The sequence below is a fragment of the Nocardioides cremeus genome (assembly GCF_030518195.1).
Taxonomy (GTDB): Bacteria; Actinomycetota; Actinomycetes; order Propionibacteriales; family Nocardioidaceae; genus Nocardioides; species Nocardioides cremeus.
In genome coordinates, this window is the sequence record NZ_JAULSC010000440.1 from 1 (window position 1) to 220 (window position 220).

At 80.0% G+C, this 220-nt stretch carries 1 pseudogene; it reads left to right on the forward strand.

What is annotated here, in order from left to right:
* Positions 1 to 207: pseudogene (locus QWJ41_RS21650) on the forward strand (cysteine--tRNA ligase); the annotation flags it as partial.
* Positions 208 to 220 lie beyond the last annotated feature (13 nt).

The following is a 220-nucleotide window of genomic DNA, read 5'->3' on the forward strand; positions in this document are numbered from 1 at the left end:
TTCCACGCCGACGACCTGCACGCGGCCGAGGCCCGCCTCGAGCGCGTGTACGCCGCCGCCGGTCGCGGCGGCGCCACGGCCGCGGCCGTCGAGGCCGCCACCGCTCCCCAGCTCGACGGCCGCGACGTGCGCACCGCCCACGACGTCGCCGAGAGCGAGGGCGGCGAGGCCGCCCGCCGCGTGGTGCACCTGCTGCGCCTGGGCTGAGGCGGGAGTCTCA